The sequence below is a fragment of the Streptomyces sp. NPDC002870 genome, assembly GCF_042888505.1.
GTDB lineage: Bacteria > Actinomycetota > Actinomycetes > Streptomycetales > Streptomycetaceae > Streptomyces.
Window position 1 is genome coordinate 55,951 of record NZ_JBIAPW010000034.1, and the last position, 17,090, is coordinate 73,040.

Consider the following 17,090-nt stretch of genomic DNA (forward strand, 5'->3'; position numbering starts at 1 on the left):
GGGCGTTCCGTACGGGCGTAGAACGCCGGCCGGGCCGGGCGTAGGCCTCCGGTCCGCGTGGTTCAGCCGAGCGCCTGCTGCAGGTCCGCCAGCAGATCGTCGCCCGCCTCGATGCCCACCGACAGACGCACCAGGTCCGCCGGAACCTCCAGGGCTGAGCCGGCCACCGAGGCGTGCGTCATCCGTCCCGGGTGCTCGATCAGCGACTCGACACCGCCCAGGGACTCGCCCAGCGTGAAGAGCTTGGCGCGGTTGCAGACCTCGACCGCCGCCTCCTCGCCGCCTTCGACCCGGAAGGAGACCATCCCGCCGAAGGCCTTCATCTGCTTCGCCGCGGTCTCGTGGCCCGGGTGCTCCGCAAGACCCGGGTAGAGGACCTGTGTGACCTTGGGGTGACGGGTGAGCATCTCGGCGACCCGGGCGGCGTTCGCACTGTGCCGGTCCATCCGCACGGGCAGCGTCTTGATGCCGCGCAGCACCAGCCACGCGTCGAAGGGGCCCGCCACGGCGCCCATCGCGTTCTGGTGGTACGCCAGTTCCTCCCCCACCGCCGCGTCCGCAGCGATCAGCGCACCGCCGACGACGTCGGAGTGCCCGCCCATGTACTTGGTCAGCGAGTGCACGACGATGTCCGCGCCGAGCGCGATCGGCTGCTGCAGATAGGGGCTGGCGAAGGTGTTGTCCACGACGAGCCGCGCGCCCACGCCCCGCGCGATCTCCGCGACCGCCGCGATGTCGGTGATGCCCAGGAGCGGGTTGGACGGGGTCTCGACCCAGATGACCTTCGTCTTGGGGGTGAGGGCCGCACGCACCGCGGCCGGGTCGGAGGTGTTCGCCACCGACCACTCGACGCCCCACCGGGAGACGACCTTCGCGAAGAGCCGGAAGGTGCCGCCGTAGGCGTCGTTCGGGATCACCACATGGTCGCCCGGCTCCAGCAGCGTACGCAGCAGGCAGTCCTCCGCCGCGAGCCCGGAAGCGAAGGCGAGCCCGCGCCGGCCGCCCTCCAGCGCCGCGAGGTTCTCCTCGAGGGCGGTCCGGGTGGGGTTGGCGCTGCGGCTGTACTCGTAGCCGCCGCGCAGTCCGCCCACGCCGTCCTGCTTGTAGGTGGACACCTGATAAATGGGCGGGACGACCGCGCCGGTCAGCGGGTCCGCAGTGTTGCCCGCGTGGATCGCGATGGTCTCGAAGCTGTGCAAGCTGTGCTGGTCGCTCATGAGCCCCGAGCGTAGTCCGGGTCGGCTTCGGGGGCGCGGCCCGGTCCGGCAGCTGTCCGGGACTGTGCGGTCGGACCCGGGACGCGGCCCGCGCCGGCCGCTGTCCAGGGCATCGCGGCCGGGCCCTGGTGCGTGTGCCGCGCCGGCCGCTGTCCTGGACTGTGCGGTCTTGGAGACAATGGGGCCATGGAGATTCTCTGGTTCCTGATCGCGATGGGCATGCTGGCCGCGGTCATCGGTCCTTTCGTGCTGCGCCGCCGCCACGGCATCCGCCAGGTCGCCCCGGGCTCGCCCGACGCCGCCGACCCGGACACGTACGGATTCATGCGCCAGGAGGAGCTGGACATCCGGCTGCCGGGACCTGACCAGGACCTCCTCGACGTACTGGACGTCGTGCTGCAGACCCAGGACTGGCGGGCCGCGTCGCAGCTGCTGGCCGGCACCCCGAAGGACGGCGAGGTGCGCTGGCAGCGCGTGCAGGCCTTCGCCGGAGCGGCGTCGCTGGAGCTCCAGCAGCGGCCGGGCGTCGGCGGGGCATGGCTGCGCGCCTGGCGCTCGGAGTCCCCGAAGGACGCGGGCGGCGCGCAGGTGCACGCGGAGTTCCTGGTGCAGCAGGCCTGGCGGTCCTCGACCGCGGGGACGGACGACTTCCGGATCATCCTGGAGGAGGCCCGTACGGTCTGCGAGGAGGCGGCTCTGCTCGCGCCCGGCGACCCAGTCCCGTACATCATCGAACTCGCCGTCGCGCGCGGACTCGGCTACCCCGCCGAGCAGTTCGACCAGGTGTGGGCGAAGGTCATCGACCGCGCGCCCGAGCACATGGGCGCACATCTGGCCGCGCTGCACTACTGGTGCGAGAAGTGGCACGGCTCCCGCGAGGAGGCCGACCACTTCGCGACGACGGCCGCGGCCCGCGCCCCGCAGGGCTCGCTGCTGGCCGCGCTGCCGCTGTTCGCGGTGTACGAGCACGTCCCCGACGTCAACCTGGTGCAGGGCTTCTACCAGAGCGCGGTGGTGACGAAGGCGATGGAGGGCGCGCTCTTCGCGGTGCACTCCGCCCGCCCCGACGACCCGATGCTCGCGCACGTACGGCATCTGCTGGTCCTCTTCCTCGTACGGTCGGAGAGGTGGGCCGAGGCGATGAACCAGCTGGTGAGGGTGGACGGCCACGTCGGCGCGCTGCCGTGGACACACAGCGGCGACCCGGCGGCGGAGTACACGGTGTACCGGAACCTGGCGGTGGCGGGGTACGAGGCGAATGGCGGGAGCCCGGCGACGCTGCTGCAGTGAGGCGGGGCCGGGGCCGCGGGGCGCGGGCGGCGGCGGGCCGCGGGGCGGAGTGGCGGCGGGGTCAGGAATCCTTGCCCGCCCCCGGACGTTGTCATGTAGGCCGACCGTACGTCGAGGAGACCCGCATGTTCCTGTCCCGCCGCACCCCCGAGCTCCCCACCCCCGACCAGGCCCTGCGCGGCCGCCCGACCCCCGAGTTCTCCGTCCCCGACCGCCACACGGTCCTCGGCAACCCACTGCTGGGCCCGTACCCGGAGGGCCTTGAGGTCGCAGACTTCGGTCTGGGCTGTTTCTGGGGCGCGGAGCGCAAGTTCTGGCAGACGGACGGCGTCTGGACGACGCTGGTCGGCTACCAGGGCGGATACACCCCGAACCCGGCGTACGAAGAGGTCTGCTCGGGCCTGACGGGCCACACGGAGGCGGTCCGCGTCGTCTTCGACCCGTCCGTCGTCTCGTACGAGTCGCTGCTGAAGCTGTTCTGGGAGTCCCACAACCCGACGCAGGGCTTCCGCCAGGGCAATGACGTGGGCACGCAGTACCGCTCGGCGATCTACACCCACTCGGACGCCCAGGCGAAGTCCGCGGAGGCGTCCCGGGAGGCGTACCAAGGGGTCCTGACGGGCTCCGGGTACGGCACGATCACGACGGAACTGCTCCCGGCGGAGGGCCGCCCGTTCTACCCCGCGGAGGGATACCACCAGCAGTACCTGGACAAAAACCCGGCCGGGTACTGCGGGATCGGCGGGACTGGGGTTTCTTGCCCGATCGGCGTCGCAAAGGCAGATGGCTGAGCCCCTCTCACAGCAGGCGACGGCGACGCTGAATGCGCTGCTGACCGGCTCGGATCCGGTGAGCAGCGCGCTGCGCACTCAGATTCCGCATACGCAGGTGGCGGACAGGTGTGGATGCGGCTGCGTGACGGCCGACCTGGCGGTGGACCGTGCCGCAGTGCCGCCAGCTCCGACGCACGGCAATCCGGCTGCGGATGCCTGGTACATCTCGCCCGAGGACGCCGGGGTAATGGTGTTCACGAAGGACGGCTATCTCTCGCTCCTGGAGATCTACTCGGCGTCCAGCGAGCCAATCACCTCATGGCCGCAGCCTCGCTTCGTCGACCGCTGAGCAGCCGACAGCGCAAGCGAGAACACCCACCCTGGTCAAGCGAGAGCAGTCCGCTGTGCCGCGGCAGGAGAACCTTTGTAATGTTCGCGCCATGGTGGATCAGGAAGAACCTGCACGTTTCGTGAATCGCTGGGGTGATACATCGGCCCCGGCCACCGGCAGTCGCGGCTCCTACCGGGACACGTGCATGTGCTTCGACCAGCGCAAGCCACATCCACGTGCGCGCGTGGGCTTCCACCCAGAACGTCAGGACACGTCAGCCCTGGGCTGGCAGCGCCTGCTCGCGCTCATCGAGGAAGCGGCCGCTGACGGCAGAGAGGAGTTCCGCCCGCTCGCCGAACTCAGCCCCGATGAACGCCGGCAGATCATTACTCTGCCCGCAACCATCGCAAAGCTGACCGCCGTCAGGCACCTTGTCCTCTACGGCAGCAACCTCGTCCGGATCCCCCCGGAGATCGGTGCCATGAGCAGCCTGGAGGAGTTCACCCCCTACACCTCATACCGGCTGCACTGGTTCCCTTACGAGATCAACAGATGCTCAAAGCTCACCAGAAGTACCGTCAGCACCCGCGCGCTCTACGGCAACTACAAGTTGCGGGCACCCTTCCCCCGGCTTCAGCGCCCGAGGAGCAGCTCGGCGGACCGCCTCGATCGCGGAGATCTGGATCCCCATATTTGGGGTGCGACAACAATCCGCTCATGCAGCGTTTGCGGCCAGCAGATCAAACAGACCGATCTCCATCAGGCATGGATCTCCCTGCGAGTAGCCACGGACGTCCTTCCCCTTTTGGTCAATGCATGCTCGCCAAAGTGCCTGACAGCTCTGCCCCGTGGTGCTGAGGACTACATCACAACGACACACGAAGGCGGCAGAGTCGACCAACCGTCTCCGGGCTACCTGTAACCGTCCACAGCTGGTGCTCTTGGGTATGCAATACGCCACAGGTCCAATGAACAGCAGCGCATTGGCAACTGGGCTGTCGCCTGACCGAGACCACGGCACTCGCGCGGATCACGTATCGGGTGCTCCCGCATCTCGGTCGGCCACCAGCTGATGCCACTCATGACTGCACCCATCAGCGCAATAGCGCTCGCGTATCCGAGCATCGGCGATGCCGAGCAGAGTGACCAGTAGCCGGAACGCCTTGCTGAGCTCATACATAGGCAGTTGGGACATGTGGAAGCGTCCCAGGCTGGCCATCACGGCAGGTGTGTGAGTGGGCCGTATCCCTGAACGCGCAATACCCTCTGCCGCGTCTTCCTTTGTGGTACGCGCCTGACCACAGAACAGTGACAGTTCATGCAGCGTCAGATGCTGCTCCTCCTCCGCGAGTTTTTCGACCACGCGATGCCCTCTGGCATCGGACGGAGCCTTGAGCAAGCTCGTTGAGGATGATCTCGCGTTCACGCATCACTGCTCTGCCCCCTGACTGGATCCCCGGGGTGAGCGAGGGCGAGTACGACGAGGAGCACATGCCGGAACCGTCCACGTTGTCCCCGATTACCGCGGAGGACTGTCCGAGGTGGCTTGATCTGCCCAAGGACATGTGGGAGACCTGGGAACCTCGTCTCCGGTTGCCGACGGGCGGCTCCAGGTGGCCATCCGACTCCGACATCATCGGGACGAAGGTCGGCGGCTGGCCCGCCTGGACGCAGCCTGCCGACTGGCCGAACTGCGAGAGGGGCTGCGGGTGGCGCTCGCGGCAGGCCGGGACCTCGAACGCCGGGACCGACCAGGGCCGCTCAACGCACCGGGAAGCCGCAGGAGTAGCCCTGCTCCTTGAGCCAGGGGAGGATCCGGCGCAGGGCCTCGACGGTCTGGGAACGGTCGCCGCCCGCGTCGTGGAAGAGGAGCGTCGGCCCATTGGGCAGCTCCCGCTCGACGGTGGCGACGATAGCGTCCGTGCCCGGTTGTTCGAAGTCCTTGGTGTCCACGTTCCAGCCCAGCGGGCGCATCCCCCGGGAAGCGGCGAGCTTACGGCTGTGAGGGGTGAAGGCCCCGCCGGGCGCCCGGTAGTACATCGGCCGTACACCTCCGGACGCCTCGGTGATCAAGCGTTCGGCGTCGTGTATCTGCTGCGACTGGTAGGCCTGGGACTTCTTGTCCATGGTGGTGTCGTGCGACACCGAGTGGTTGCATAGCCGGTGCCCGGCCGCGACCACCTTCTTCACGAGGTCCGGGTGGGCCTGCGCCTGCCTCCCCACCATGCAGAACGTGGCCTTCACCCCGTACTCCCGCAGCACGTCCAGCACTTGAGGGGTCCACACAGGGTCGGGGCCGTCGTCGATGGTGATGTTGACGCCGCGCGTCCCCTTGTCCGAGGCGTGCGCGATGGTCACCGCGACCTGCTTGACGTCACTGCCCGGAGTCGCCGACGCGGCTGCCTTTGGCGACGAGCCGCCCACGGCACCGGCCTGCGCCGTCCACACCGAGGCACCGGTGGCGAGCACCGTCACCCCGAGCGCCGCCCCGACCAGATGGCCGTACCAGCCCCGCCCGCCACCGTGCCGTGCCATGTCGCCCCCGCTTTCGCCCAGTTCCTCGCCGATCCCCGGTCACTTTGCGACCACCTGGCAGGACGAGGGGCGGCGGCCACGGGATGCGTCCGTTACCGATCACGGACAATCTCGGGGGAGTTCGCGGACAACTCGGCTGGCAGCGGCCAGAACCGGGCCAGTTGGCCCGATCCCAGGGCAGCGGCCACGGTGCGGGCTGTCGTTCCACTCAGCCTCCCCGGACATCCCCGACGACGAAGCATCGCGTTGGTGGACACTCCAGCGCCTGGCGGAAGGCCAATGAACGCGACACTCCCCCTCGACCGGCGCGACTTCCATACCGCACGGCCCTTGAGACGGCACAAGGCATTCTGGGCCCGGCCCGACGATCTGCCGCTGTGACGAGGGCCTCCGGCATCGAAGGCCGGCCGCGGAAAGGACTTCGCCAAGCCGAGGTCCTATGGCGTGGGAAGACTCCGACTCGCACTGCGACCCTGTGCCTCTGAGCAACGAGGCACAAACGGGTCACACGGCCTACAGGCTCGGCGGCACCGGCGTCTCCTGCTCGATCGGCGTCGCAAAGGCTCATGGATGAGCTCCGACTTCACCCCCGAGCTGTTGGCGGGGCTGTGGCAGGAACGGCGGCCGTCGGGTCCGCTCATCGCCCACACGTTCCGCAGTACGTACTGCGACCGGTGGGTACGCTTCCACAGCCTCCCCGAATCGAAGCGCTACCCGGAGTCCGAGGACGAGTACGCGATCGTGCTGAACCGGTACAACACGGTTCTCGACGAGCTGTTCGCGGGCAGGGACGTGTTGGTGGTGACCATGGACTGGTCGAACACGCCGACCGGGCCCGCCAGCCACCCGACGCACGACACACGTCAGAAACTGCACCCCGACGGCATCCGCTGGTGGACCCCCGACCGCGCCACCTGGCAGCGTCAGCTGAAGCGCGCGCCCACTCGCATCCAGTGGGATCCCGAGCGCGATACCTGCATCTGCACGCCTTGCCGTACCGCTCCCTGCAACTCGGCCTCGCCGGTGAAGCCGTACGACGCTACGCGGACGAATGGACGGTCGGCATCGTCGATGTGACCCCACTCGCCCGTGAGATCCGCACTCTCGTGAGCAGCGGCGACCTCGACTCCGCGGCCCGGCTACTGCCACAGGAGCGTCCCTACCCTGCCGCAGACGAACTGCTGGCCCACCTACGTCCGTGAACGCACAAGCTCGCCGAACAACCGACCGTCGTAATTGGGTTGGGTCACATGGCAGCACAGGCTCGCCGGGACGGGGGTCAAGCTAAGTACCCCGTTCGAGACGAACTGGGGGCTTCCTGCCCGACCGGCATCGCCCCTGCGCCGGAAGCCACTGAGGGATAATCGCCGCCAGCGGGCCGGGAATTCAGTTGCGTCGCGTCACCCCAAGCTGGCTAGATTCTCCGCATGGCGGACGTTCAGGGCTCATACGATGATCTGTTCACTGCCGTGCCCAGCGCGCTGGCGGCATTGCTGGACGAGGGGGACGCCGGTGGCTCGGTGGCCGTCTTCGTGGACGGCCGGCCGGTGGTGGACGTCTGGGGCGGATTCACCGACGCCGACCGTACGGTCCCGTGGCAGCGCGACACGATCGTCAACGTCTGGTCCGTCACCAAGACGATGACCGCGCTGTGCGCCCTGGTTCTCGCCGACCGTGGCAAACTCGACCTGGCCGCGCCGGTCGCCCGGTACTGGCCGGAGTTCGCCGCGGCGGGCAAAGAGAAGGTGCTGGTACGCCATCTGCTCGCGCACACGGCTGGCCTGCCCGACTGGGACGGGCCGGTGGCGGAGCTGTACGACTGGACGTCCGCCACGGCACGACTGGCCGCGCAGGCTCCGCAATGGGAGCCGGGCAGCGAGGCCGGATACCACTCGCTCACCCAGGGATTCCTCGTGGGCGAGGTCGTACGCCGCATCACCGGCCGGACTCTGGGCGCGTTCTTCGCCGACGAGGTTGCCGGCCCGCTGGGCGCGGACTTCCACATCGGCCTGCCCGCCGAGCACGACCACCGGGTGGCGCTCACGATCCCGCCACAGTCCCGGGACGACGGCTACGCCGCGAGTGCCGCCGCCGATGGCGCGACTCCCGCCGCCGGGACCCCGATACGGGTCCACGACGGGAACAGCGTGGCCTGGCGCCGTGCGCAAATCCCTGCGGCGAGCGGGCTCGGCAACGCCCGCTCGGTCGCCCTCGTGCAGTCCGTGATGGCCTGCGGAGGATCGGTGCGGGGGGCGCGGCTGCTGTCGCAGGCGGGTTGTGACCGTGCCCGGGAGGAGCAGTTCCACGGCGATGACCGCGTCCTGGGCATGCCGATGCGCTGGGGTCTGGGCTACGGACTCTTCGGCAACACCTACGGGTGGGGCGGTTGGGGCGGCTCACTGGTCATGATCGATCCTGACGCCCGTATGGCAGTGGCGTACGTGACACATCAGATGCGCGAACCCGCGGACGACAATCGGGGACTGGAGATCGTCACGGCCGCGTATGACGGGCTCATTGGTCTGCGCGCCTGATCCAACGGGTCGCATGGCAGCACAGGACGAGTGACCGCCCCGTCCTCCGGGCCGGGCGCCGCTCGCACTGCTGGTCGCAGCCTGGCCTCGGGTGTCAATGCCCGTCCCTGCACGCGGAGTTGTGGCACGTGGCCGGACGGCAGGCCATGCTTGGGCCATGGCGGATCAAGCTGCCCTCTATGGGCTGGCCGGGGCGATTGCCGGAGCGGCCCTGGGTGCGGGCGCCGCAGTGTTCGGGCCGATGCTCCTGCACCGGCAGCAGGCACACGAGCGCCGCCTGCAAGAGGCACGGCTTGAGCAGCGCGAACAGGGCCAGGCGCAGCTGGAGTTGGACCGAGAAGAGCGGCGCAGTCGCGAGGGGCTGGCTCAAAGACTGATCAATCTGAGGGCAACCACGAGGAGCTACCAAGAGCTTCTGCTGCAGACCTTTCTCGAACTGAAATCAGGTCGCGCGGTCGACCCTGGAGCATTCGAAGGCAACCTGGCCACCGCCCACTCGGCGCTGAACTCCGCGTTCGACGAAGCTCTCCTGGACGGAATCTGGTTTGCCCACGCGGCATCCGCCCATTTCCTCCTGGCCCGGGGCAGCATGCTCGACGCCCTCGGAAGGGGCACACCTGTGGACGACAGAGTCGATGTCACCGATCTGGGCCACACCTTGAGTCACGCTGCCTTCACCGTGGCGGAGTGCGTCAAGAACGGCGTTCCGGTCACTGCGGAGCGGAACGCCGAAGCAGAACAGGCGCTCGGACAAGTAGAGGCGGCGCGCGCCGAATTGGCCGCCTACATCAAGGGACGGCTCGACGCCCGAAGCGCCGACCTCAGCGCCCCCAGAGAAGCCCACAGAGAATGAGGAGGCCGCCATGTCGTTCGCACGGAGTCGTGATCTGCATCTGCCCACACCCGAGGAGGCCCCGCCGGGCCGGTCCGCGCTCGCGTACGAGGTTCCCGAGAAGCACACCGTGCTCGGGACGGCGTTGCGGAGCCCCTACCCCGAGGGCTTCGAGGTCGCCGACTTCGCCCTTGGCTGCTTCTGGGGTGCCGAGCGCCGGTTCTGGCAGCTTCCGGCGGGCGTCTGGACCACCCTGACCGGCTTTCAGGGGGGCTACACGCCCCACCCGGTGGACGACGAGATACGCACCGGGCTGACGGGGCACGCGGAGACGGTGCGGGTGGTCTTCAACCCCGCGGAGATCACGTACGAGCGGCTGCTCCGGCTCTTCTGGGAGTCGCACGACCCCACCCAGGGCTTCCGCCAGGGCAATGACGTCGGCACCCACGTCAGGTCGATCCTCTTCACCCACTCCCCCGCCCAGCGCGCAGCGGCCGAGCAGACCCGGACGCGCTACCAGCAGGCCCTGTCCGCCTCGGGATACGGCGAGATCACCACGGAGATCCTCCCGGCCGAGCACCACCCGTTCTATCCGGCGCGGGCGTACCACCAGCAGTACTTGGCCAAGAACCCGGCGGGCTACTGCGGGATCGGCGGGACCGGGGTCCAGCTGAATACCCCGTCCGAAACCAACTGCGGACGGCAGTGACAACAACCTGGTCGGCCGAGCCGACCGGGCCCGAGCGCCGCTTGAGCCGCCGCGATGTGCAATCGCAGTTCAGTAGCGTGGGACGGGACAGACCGCGCAATCAGGAGGACGGGATGGCGGCACCACCGAAGCACGCGCTGGCGAAATGGGAGAAGGTCCGGTCCTTTGCCTTGGGACTGCCCAGCGCCGGCGAGGAATTTCCCTGGGGCGACACCGTCGTCAAGGTCAACAAGAAGATCTTCGTCTTTCTGGGAGTGACCGACGGCAGCTATCCGCTGGGTGTCGGCGTAAAACTCAAGGACGAGGCGATGCACGCCCATGCCCTGTCCTGCCCGGGCGCTGAGCCGTCCGGCTACGGGCTGGGGAAGGCGGGCTGGGTGCAGATCCCCCTCGCCCAGAAGGGTGCGCCGTCGGCGGAGGTGCTCTGCGACTGGGTGGAGGAGAGCTACCGCACCATCGCCACGAAGAAGCTGATCGCCGAGCTCGAGGCCCGCTGATCGCGCCCCGGCCCGGGCGCGCAGCGCCTACTCCAGCCATCGTCCATGCGGGGCGAGGGCATCGCGCATCTTGTCGTTGAACGCAGCCACCGTCGGGTTGGCCGCATGCGTCACAACCTAGCCAGGGGCGGGCCCGTGGAGACGACGAGAGACCCCGCCGCTATGGTGGACCGATGGCCTCGATCAAGCAGATCCAAGTCACCTTCGACTGCGCAGAACCTGAGCGCGTCGCTCGTTTCTGGTGCGAGGTGTTGGGGTACGTCGTACCGCCGCCACCGGAGGGGTTTGCTACGTGGGACGATTTCGATCGCTCGCTGCCGCCTGAGCGTCAGGGTTCAGCGTTCGCCTGCATTGATCCCTCAGGTGTGGGCCCGCGACTGTTCTTCCAGCGCGTTCCCGAAGGCAAGGTCGTCAAGAATCGGCTGCATCTTGACGTGCGGGTCGGCACCGGGCTCGTGGGTGAAGAGCGCCTCGCCGCACTTGAGGCCGAGTGCGCACGACTGCTCGCGCTCGGCGCGGTACGCGTGCGACTACTGCGTGCCGATGGCGTCAACGAGTCGTGCCTCTTGATGCAGGACGTCGAGGGCAACGAGTTCTGTCTCGACTGAGTGGCCGCGAACGTGGCCGAGGAGCCCGCGCCGAGGCCCCGGGCCGGCGGTGTGGCCCAGCCTCTGCGCCCACAACTCCCGTCGCCCGGTGCCGAGTTACAGGAAGGTGGCGTATGGCGCGCGGTGCGGCCCGGGTTCCTGTGAGCTGAGAGCAACCATCCCCTTACCGCTGGGAAACCGCACCGGTCACGCCGGTTCGTATCGTCGTCGGACGTGATGCCCAAGCGACGACGCACTCTGCCTCGACAGCCCGCACGGCCCGCACTTCCCGCGCTGCCCGGTTGGGGCACGATTCGCGGCCGTGTGGCCATCGTGCTCGCCGTCCCCACCTGTCTGCTGCTGATCGTGACCGGCCTCGGTGTCGTCGACCGGGCGGCCGACTGGTCCGCGGCGCGCGAGACCGCCGGGCGGGTCGAGCTTGTCCTCAAAGCCCAGGACCTGGTGCGCGAGCTGCAGCGCGAACGTGGCCTCACCAATGGGCTGGTGGGCGGCGCCAAGCAGTACCGCGACGACGTCGACGTCCAGCGTGCCCGCACCGACACCGCCCGTACCGGATTCGACGCCCTGCTCACGGCGGGCGGCGCGGGAGCGGACACCGCCGACGACTTACGGGATGCGCTCTCCGCGGTCGCGGCATTGGCCGACGTGCGCCGGACGGTCGACGACGGCGCTGCCCAGCGCGCGCCGACCCTGGCCGCCTACACCGAATCGATCGACGGCCTGATCGGCGCCGCGGCGGCGGGAGCCGTTCGTGGTGACCGCGCCCTCGCCGACGCGATGGGCGCCCTGCAGGCCCTCGCCAGGGCCACCGAGGCGGTCGCCCTGGAGCGCGGCTCCCTCAACGGGGTCTTTGCCGCCGGGCGTTTCAAGGGGAGCGAGTTCCTCGACTTCACCGAGGTACGGGCGGACCGGCTGGCCTTCCTGCGTCAGTACGCCGAACTTGCCACCTCCGCCCAGCAGTCCGCACTCGCCGCCGCCTTCGGCACCAGCGACGCCCGGCGCGCCACCGGCTACGAGAAGCGGGCGGAGAGCGGGGCCGACGGCAGACGGCTCGCCGTGGACCCCGGCCGTTGGTGGTCGTCGATGACCGTTCTCGTCGACCAACTCCACCGCGTTCAGGGGCAGATCGGCGCCGACGTACGGGTTCGCGCGGTCCGCATCGGGGACGACGCCACCAGGCAGTTGGGCGGCTTCATCGGCCTCGGTGTGCTGATCCTCGCGGTTGCCACCGCACTCGCCGTGCTCTCCGCCCGCTCGATCACCCGGCCGCTCGTCGCACTCGCCGATCAGGCCGACTCGGTGGCACGTACCGGGCTGCCCGCCGCTGTCGCCCGTATACAGAATGCCGAGGCGGGCGACGAACTCGTCCCCGAACCGTCCCGCCGGGTCCCCGACAGCGCCCGCGAGTTCACCCGGCTCGCCACCGCCTTGCACAACGTCGAGCACACTGCGATCGGCCTTGCGACCGAGCAGGCTGTGCTCCGCCGCAACACCTCCGAGTCGCTCGCCAGCCTCGGCCGCCGCAATCAGGCACTGCTCTCGCGCCAGCTCGGCCTGATCACCGTCCTGGAGCGCCAGGAAATCGACCCGGACGCGCTTGGTGAGCTCTTCGAACTCGACCACCTGGCCACCCGTATGCGCCGCAATGCCGAGTCGCTGCTCGTGCTCGCGGGGGAGGAGCTGCCGCAACGCACCTGGTCCGGCCTGGTGACGGCGGCCGAGGTGGTGCAGTCGGCGATCGCCGAGGTCGAGCAGTACCAGCGCGTCGCTGTGGCCGACGTACAGGACGGCCGGATCAGCGGCCGGGCCGTCGCCGAGCTCTCCCATCTGCTCGCCGAACTCATAGAGAACGCCCTGGTCTTCTCACCTCCCTCGTACCCGGTCGAGATCTACGGCTGGCGCGACGGCGGCGATTACTGCCTCGCGGTCGTCGATCGGGGTTCCGGCATGACCGCGGAGGAAATGGCCCGCTCCAACGCCCGTCTCGCGGGCCGGGAGACGTTCCTGATCGCCCCCACCCGCTACCTCGGCCACTACGTCGTCGGGACACTGGCGGCCCGGCTCGGCGCCCAGGTCGAACTGCGCCCCACCCAGGGGCAGGACGGGGCCGCGGGCGTCACCGCGTACATCGCCCTGCCGGCCACTCTCGTCGATGTGCCACAGACGCAGTCGGCACAGACGCAGTCGGTGACGGCCGGCTGAACTCGGGGCGGCCCTGTGGCGGGTCGGCAGCTGTAGCCGAGTGCGCCGGTTCATGCCCTGGCATGCTCCGCGACCTCCGGCACCCGCTGGTTTCCCATCACGCTGACCAGCCAGCCGAGCAGAAAGGCCGCGGGCATCGACACGAGGACGACCGTCTGGAGCGGAAACCAGTCGAGGTGCCAGTCCGGGAAGAGCGCCGAGGGGGAGCCGGAGAAGACCGGGCCGGAGATCTGCAGTCCGACGGCGCAGCCCAGGCCTCCGTACAGCGTCCAGAGCAGCCCGGTACGGGTGTAGCCGCTCCAGAAGAGGGAGTACACCAGTGCCGGAAGCAGGCAGGAGGCGGCCACCGCCAGGGAGAGAGCAGACAGGAACAGGACGTTCCATCCCTGGACCCAGACCGCCAGTCCGATACTCAGTACTCCCACCCCGGCGGACGCCAAGCGTGCGGCGGCCACCTCTCGGCCTTCGGTCGTGCGCCCGCGGCGCAGGACATGCGTGTACAGGTCGTGGGCGACCGCCGCCGCGGCCGCCAGGGTGATGCTCGCTACGACCGCGAGCGTGGTGAGGAACACCGCGGAGGAGACCAGTACGACGAGGAACGCACCGCCCGTGTTGGTGGACGAGCCGCCCGCCAGTTCGCCGGTGAGCATCAGCAGGGTGGTGTTGCCTCCCGGATCCGCGGCCATGATCGCAGGGGCGCCGACCAGCGCGGCGGCCGCGAAGCCCATCAGAGCCAGGGTGAGGCAGAAAGCGCCGACGATGCCGATGGTGTGGCGCACCGTACGGCGCGCGGCGGCCGCGTCAGGAGCGGTGCCGAGTTGCATGGACACGTGTGGCAGGCACGCCACTCCCAGCACGATCGTGATCATCAGGCCGACGAAGTCGAGTGTGCTCTCGGGGTCGGGGCTGCCGGCGAACCGGAGGCCTGGAGTCATATAGCCGGCGGGACGGCCGCTGCCCTGTCCAGCGGCGTCGATCAGGGAGTCGCCGCTCCAGTGGAACTGATGGAGCAGCACAGCTGTCACAGCCAGGGCCGCGGAGAGCAGCACCACCGTTTTGATCACCTGAATCACGATGGTGCCGCGCATGCCGCCGAACACCGTGGCGCAGACGACCAGTGCGCCGATCATGACGACGGCTGTCTGTTCGGCGCCCGCACCGGACAGTCCCAGCAGCGCCGTGGTGGTCACTCCCGCACCGGAGAGCTGCACGACCAGATAGGGGACGCACGCGCAGAGAGTCACGACGGCGGCCGCGATCCTTGCCGCGGGTCCTGGAGCCCGCAGGGCGAATATGTCGCCCAGGGTGTAGCCGGCGCGCTCGCGCAGGGGGCGGGCCAGCAGGAGGAGCACGCCGAGGGACAGGAAGGTGCACATGGCGATGAACAGACCGTCGTAGCCGAAGACCGCGACGCTTCCCGTGGTGCCGAGCACCGTGGCGGCGGACAGGTAGACGCCGGCCAGTACGAGAGCCCCCCGCAAGGGCGCCACCGTGCGACCTGCTGTGTAGAAGTCGTTGACCCGGTCCCTTTCTGGGCCGCTGAGGACGCAGATGAACAAGATGGGGACGATGAACGTAAGAAAGCCCACGAGGACCAGGGCGCGCGTGTCCCTGTCCAGGGCACCGGGCGCGGCGAGCAGAATCTCCGGATTCATCAGTAATCCAGCTCCTGCTCCTGCGGAACGACGCGTTGGTCCGCACGGCGGTCGTACCGCGCCGCGGTCCACATCAGCAGGAAACCCTGGATGAGGAGGGCCAGCACACCGATGGTGGTTTTCCCCCAGACGCGGGTGGCCATCAAGTCGGGGGCGGAGCAGGCGAGCAGCAGATGGACGCTGAACGTCAGTCCGTTGACCACGGCGAAGGACACACCCGGGCGATGCGGCCGTGGTCGATGATGAAGCAGAGGGGCGTGCTGTTGGGCCATGGCGGTCTCCTGGCGGGCGCGGATGCGGGCGGGTCACCTCTGATGCGAGGCTCACCAGAGCACCCGCGTCCCGGCCCGTCCATGCGCTGTGCTCGGGCTGTTGTCCGCTCCCAATGCTCCGCACAGGTGGCTGTGCGGATGCACATTCAGTCGTGCCGCCCACGGTCATGGCGGCGGCGGCCATGGCGGCGGTCATCGGCCGCCGCGGAGCCGTGCGTCGTCAGGCAGTCGTCGGGCGATTGCGGTCGTCGGTGGTGCCGAGCGCGGCGGCTGGTCCGAGCAGGCGGTGGGCGTCGAGCGCGAGGGTGAGTTGCACCAGATCGCGGGGGCGGGTCAGCGTAAGACCGGTTATCTGCTCGAAGCGGCGCAGCCGGTTGAGCACGGTGTTGCGATGGCAGAGCATGTGCCGGGCGGCCTGGACGGCGGAGCCGCCGTTCTCGATCCAGATACCGACGGTGTCGAACAGTGTCTCCCGGTCGGCGGGTTCAAGGTCGTACATGGGACGGAGCACCCCGTGGGCCAGTTCCGCGGACAGGTCGGGCCGCGAGATCAGGAGCCCTTCGGGCAGGCGGGAGTCGAGCCGGGCGATCTCACCGTCGGCCCGGCACGTACGAAGGGCGAGCCCGGCCATGTCACGCGCTCGGGCCAGGTTCTCCAGCCCCTGGACGACCGGGCTGATCCCGATACGGAACCCGGGACCGGCGTCCAGGCCGGAGGCGAGCGCGTCCAGGGGACGGTCGCCCAGGTGGGCGACGAGCACATCGCGCCGTCCGCAGGCTTGGCGCAGGATCCGGATGCCGCGAACCTCCGGAGTGGTCTGCGGCGCACGGCCGTACGGCGGTGTCGCCCCCACCACCGCCACCGCGAAGCGCCCGTCGATCGGCAGATCGAGGATGGCCGCCGCGTCGCGGGTGAATTCGGGTTCGTTACGGGACTCCAGCAAGGCGGCGAGGATCAGACGGACGCGTTCACCGTCCTGGCTCGCGACGCCTTTGGCGACCTGCCGGTAGGCGTCGGCGACCATGAAGGCGTCGCGGTCATTGGTCTTCCACACCAGCTCGGCGACGTGTACCAGCTGGCTCGCGTCGCCGAGTCCGTCCCGCTCCACCACGCTGATGATCCCGCTCCAGACTTCGGAGCCGGCGACACGGAACGCATGCAGCACCTCGTCGAGAGGTCGGCCCTCTTCCGCGCGTCTCATGCCGAGCTCTCTGGTGAACCGCTCGACGTCCACGATTCTGCTTGGATCCACGCCGGCTTCCAGCGCGTGGCGGATGCCGATGCCCACGTTCCGCCGCACGTCCGGCGGCGCGAGCACCGGGTCGGCGTAGTACGGCACTTCGGCGCGGATCTTCTCCACCACGGTGTCGGTGAAGTCAACGCCGCGCCCCAGAAGGCGCCGGCAGGCACGGTCGAAGAGCTGGAGAGGAGAGGGATCCCGGCCGCCGTCGGGCAGCGGACGGCTGGGCAGGGCTACGTCATGGCGGCGAGTGCGAACGCTGCCGGGGACGGAACTGGCGTGCATGGACCCTCCAGGTTGGACGGGGCGTGCGAGAACACCACGCGAGTTGCCATGTCGTGAGCTGCGCTGCGCGCAGTGAGGTTCCTCCACCGGGTCAATGGCTGCCGCGCGGA

16 protein-coding genes and 1 pseudogene are annotated in these 17,090 nt (G+C 69.2%); 11 read left to right on the forward strand and 6 right to left on the reverse strand.

Annotated elements, in window-relative coordinates:
- Positions 1 to 62 precede the first annotated feature (62 nt).
- A complete protein-coding gene (locus tag ACFYWY_RS30795) occupies positions 63 to 1,217 on the reverse strand; it encodes a cystathionine gamma-synthase (RefSeq protein WP_389192249.1) in 1,155 nt (384 codons plus the stop codon).
- A 186-nt stretch (positions 1,218 to 1,403) separates the two neighbouring features.
- Between ACFYWY_RS30795 and ACFYWY_RS30800 the strand changes: the two genes are divergently transcribed.
- The 4 genes from ACFYWY_RS30800 (at position 1,404) to ACFYWY_RS30815 (ending at position 4,533) form a co-directional block, all read left to right on the forward strand.
- Entirely contained in the window at positions 1,404 to 2,507 is a 1,104-nt protein-coding gene (locus ACFYWY_RS30800) for a hypothetical protein (protein ID WP_389192252.1), read from the forward strand.
- Between the two features lie 125 nt (positions 2,508 to 2,632).
- Positions 2,633 to 3,298, forward strand: a complete 666-nt coding sequence (gene msrA, locus ACFYWY_RS30805; RefSeq protein WP_389192255.1) for a peptide-methionine (S)-S-oxide reductase MsrA — start codon at positions 2,633 to 2,635, stop codon at positions 3,296 to 3,298.
- Positions 3,291 to 3,629, forward strand: coding sequence for a hypothetical protein (locus ACFYWY_RS30810; RefSeq protein ID WP_389192258.1), 339 nt, complete (start codon positions 3,291 to 3,293; stop codon positions 3,627 to 3,629). The genes msrA (ACFYWY_RS30805) and ACFYWY_RS30810 overlap by 8 nt, the downstream gene beginning before the upstream one ends.
- A gap of 91 nt (positions 3,630 to 3,720) precedes the next feature.
- Entirely contained in the window at positions 3,721 to 4,533 is an 813-nt protein-coding gene (locus tag ACFYWY_RS30815; protein WP_389192260.1) for a leucine-rich repeat domain-containing protein, read from the forward strand.
- A gap of 108 nt (positions 4,534 to 4,641) precedes the next feature.
- On the opposite strand, the gene ACFYWY_RS30820 is transcribed toward ACFYWY_RS30815, so the two are convergent.
- Both ACFYWY_RS30820 and ACFYWY_RS30825 read right to left on the reverse strand, forming a co-directional pair.
- Complete coding sequence (locus ACFYWY_RS30820) at positions 4,642 to 5,010, reverse strand: DUF5958 family protein (protein WP_389192263.1); 369 nt, start codon at positions 5,008 to 5,010, stop codon at positions 4,642 to 4,644.
- Between the two features lie 362 nt (positions 5,011 to 5,372).
- A complete protein-coding gene (locus tag ACFYWY_RS30825) occupies positions 5,373 to 6,146 on the reverse strand; it encodes a polysaccharide deacetylase family protein (protein WP_389192266.1) in 774 nt (257 codons plus the stop codon).
- Positions 6,147 to 6,716: 570 nt separating this feature from the next.
- Between ACFYWY_RS30825 and ACFYWY_RS30830 the strand changes: the two are divergent.
- The 7 genes and pseudogenes from ACFYWY_RS30830 to ACFYWY_RS30860 all read left to right on the forward strand — a co-directional run bounded on the left by ACFYWY_RS30830 (position 6,717) and on the right by ACFYWY_RS30860 (position 13,528).
- Positions 6,717 to 7,348: pseudogene (locus ACFYWY_RS30830) on the forward strand (DUF4291 family protein).
- A gap of 225 nt (positions 7,349 to 7,573) precedes the next feature.
- The gene (locus ACFYWY_RS30835) at positions 7,574 to 8,680 is read left to right on the forward strand and encodes a serine hydrolase domain-containing protein (protein WP_389192269.1); all 1,107 of its coding nucleotides are present in this window, start codon (positions 7,574 to 7,576) and stop codon (positions 8,678 to 8,680) included.
- A 157-nt stretch (positions 8,681 to 8,837) separates the two neighbouring features.
- Positions 8,838 to 9,533 (forward strand): hypothetical protein, encoded by a 696-nt coding sequence (locus tag ACFYWY_RS30840; protein WP_389192274.1) that lies wholly within the window; start codon positions 8,838 to 8,840, stop codon positions 9,531 to 9,533.
- A 10-nt stretch (positions 9,534 to 9,543) separates the two neighbouring features.
- Positions 9,544 to 10,221, forward strand: a complete 678-nt coding sequence (msrA, locus tag ACFYWY_RS30845) for a peptide-methionine (S)-S-oxide reductase MsrA (protein ID WP_389192277.1) — start codon at positions 9,544 to 9,546, stop codon at positions 10,219 to 10,221.
- Between the two features lie 113 nt (positions 10,222 to 10,334).
- Complete coding sequence (locus ACFYWY_RS30850) at positions 10,335 to 10,718, forward strand: MmcQ/YjbR family DNA-binding protein (RefSeq protein WP_389192280.1); 384 nt, start codon at positions 10,335 to 10,337, stop codon at positions 10,716 to 10,718.
- 173 nt (positions 10,719 to 10,891) lie between these two features.
- Complete coding sequence (locus ACFYWY_RS30855) at positions 10,892 to 11,326, forward strand: VOC family protein (protein ID WP_389192283.1); 435 nt, start codon at positions 10,892 to 10,894, stop codon at positions 11,324 to 11,326.
- Positions 11,327 to 11,629: 303 nt separating this feature from the next.
- A complete protein-coding gene (locus tag ACFYWY_RS30860; protein WP_389192286.1) occupies positions 11,630 to 13,528 on the forward strand; it encodes a nitrate- and nitrite sensing domain-containing protein in 1,899 nt (632 codons plus the stop codon).
- A 50-nt stretch (positions 13,529 to 13,578) separates the two neighbouring features.
- On the opposite strand, the gene ACFYWY_RS30865 is transcribed toward ACFYWY_RS30860, so the two are convergent.
- The 3 genes from ACFYWY_RS30865 to ACFYWY_RS30875 form a co-directional block, all read right to left on the reverse strand.
- Entirely contained in the window at positions 13,579 to 15,183 is a 1,605-nt protein-coding gene (locus ACFYWY_RS30865) for a cation acetate symporter (RefSeq protein WP_389192289.1), read from the reverse strand.
- Entirely contained in the window at positions 15,183 to 15,398 is a 216-nt protein-coding gene (locus ACFYWY_RS30870) for a DUF485 domain-containing protein (RefSeq protein WP_389192292.1), read from the reverse strand. Before ACFYWY_RS30870 ends, ACFYWY_RS30865 begins: the two co-directional genes overlap by 1 nt.
- A 277-nt stretch (positions 15,399 to 15,675) precedes the next feature.
- Entirely contained in the window at positions 15,676 to 16,980 is a 1,305-nt protein-coding gene (locus tag ACFYWY_RS30875) for a PucR family transcriptional regulator (RefSeq protein WP_389192294.1), read from the reverse strand.
- Positions 16,981 to 17,090: the final 110 nt, after the last annotated feature.